General features: G+C 74.6%; 2 protein-coding genes. Both read left to right on the forward strand.

The features are described from left to right. Positions 1 to 932 (forward strand): PD-(D/E)XK nuclease family protein (locus tag A7A76_RS06170; protein WP_206410364.1); only part of this gene is annotated, 932 nt, incomplete at its 5' end. Continuing rightward, a partial coding sequence (locus A7A76_RS06175) for an AAA family ATPase (RefSeq protein WP_206410365.1) occupies positions 932 to 1,983 on the forward strand: 1,052 nt, incomplete at its 3' end. The genes A7A76_RS06170 and A7A76_RS06175, both read left to right, overlap by 1 nt.

The raw sequence follows: 1,983 nt of genomic DNA on the forward strand, positions 1-1,983 counted from the left end.
TGCCGCCGGTCGCCGACGGCGCGGTGCCGCCGGCGCGCGAGGCGCGCAGCCGCGCCGCGCGCGACTGGTGGGTGTACAGCTTCACCCAGCTGACCAACGAAGACGCCGGTTTCGACCCGGCCGCGCAGGACGAGCGCGGCGCCGAGGACGAACCGCAGACCCAGGCCGAGGCCGCCTCGGCGGCGCCGCTGCCGGGCGATGCGCGCTTCGGCGGCAGCCGCTTCGGCAACGTCGTCCACAGCGCGCTGGAGCGGGTGGACTTCGGCGCCTGGCGCGAGTGGCGCGAAGGCGATCCGCCGCCGCCGGGCCAGGACGAGGCGCTGGCGTCGGCGATGCGCAGCGAAGGCTATGCCGAGGCCGATATCGACGACGGCATCGCACTGCTGGCCTCGCTGGTGGGCCGGACCCTGGTCGCGCCGCTGCCCGAGGGCGCGCGCCTGTGCGAGCTGCCCGAGCGCGAGCGCCGCAGCGAGATGGAATTCCACTTCGCCCTCGATGCCGCGCCGGTGGACGCGCTGCTGGCGGCGCTGCATGCGCACGGACAGGTGCGCGAGCGCCGCACCTTCGGCTCGCGCCGGCGCCTGGAAGGTCTGATGACCGGCAAGATCGACCTCGTCTACGCCTGGCAAGGCCGCTATTACGTGCTCGATTACAAGACCAACCGCCTGCCCGGCTTCGACGCCGCCCAGGTCGAACGGGCCATGGCCGAGAGCGAATACGACCTGCAAGCGCTGATCTACACCGTCGCCCTGCACCGCTGGCTGCGCTTCCGCCTCGGCGAGGCGTACGACTACGAACGCGATTTCGGCGGCGTGCGCTATCTGTTCTGCCGCGGCCTGGACGCGGCCGATCCCGGCGCCGGCGTGCACGCGGCCAGGCCGCCGCGCGCGCTGATCGAGGCGCTGGACGCGGCCTTCGCCGGAGGCGCGTGATGAGCCTGCTCGACGCCCTGTTCCGCGACGGTTCGCTGCGCACGGTCGACCACGCCCTGGCCCAGGCGCTGCGCCGGCTCGACCGCGACACGCCCGATCCGGTGCTGGCCGCGGCCGCGCTGGCCTCGCAGGCGATCGCGCGCGGCCATGCCGCGTTCGATCCGCGCCGGCCGCAGTTGCTCAGCGAAGCGGCGATCGAATGGCCCGACCCGGACGCATGGCTCGAAGCCTTGGCGCAATCGCGCTGGGTCGCCGTGCCCGCTGCCGATGCCGCATCCGATGCGGCCGCGCCGTTGGTGCTCGAACGCGGCTTGCTGTACCTGCGCCGCTATCGCGAATACGAACGCCGCCTCGCCGCCGGCCTGCGCCGCCTGCAGGCGTTCGCGCCGCCGCCGGCCGACCTGGACGCGCTGGCGCCGCTGTTCGCGCAGTTGTTCCCGCACGCGCGCGACGACGATCGCCAGGCCCGCGCCGCCGCGCTGGCCTTGCTGCAATCGCTGCTGCTCGCCACCGGCGGCCCCGGCACCGGCAAGACCACGACCATCGCCCGCCTGCTGGTGCTGCTGATCGCACAGGCGCGCCTGGACGGCGTGGCGCCGCCGCGCATCGCCCTGGCCGCGCCGACCGGCCGCGCCGCCGAGCGCATGGCCGAAAGCCTGCGCAATGCGGCCGAGCGCTTGCGCGAGCCGGCGGGCGTGGATGCGGCACTGCTCGATGCATTGCCGCAACAGGCCGGCACCTTGCACCGCCTGCTCGGCGTGGTGCCCGACCGCCCGCGCTTCCGCCACGACACGCGCAATCCGCTGGCCTTCGACGTGGTCGTCGTCGACGAAGCCTCGATGGTCGACCTGCCGCTGATGTGCAAGCTGGTCGAAGCCGTGCCCGATGGCGCGCGCCTGATCCTGCTCGGCGACCGCGACCAGCTGCCGTCGGTGGAAGCCGGCGACGTGCTCGCCGCGATCGTCGACGCCGCCGGCGACGACGACGGCCTGCCCGCGGCGCAAGCCCGCGCGCTGCGCCCGCTGCTCGGCGACGCGGTGCCGGCGCTGGC

Source organism: Lysobacter enzymogenes (assembly GCF_017168095.1).
GTDB lineage: Bacteria > Pseudomonadota > Gammaproteobacteria > Xanthomonadales > Xanthomonadaceae > Lysobacter > Lysobacter enzymogenes_D.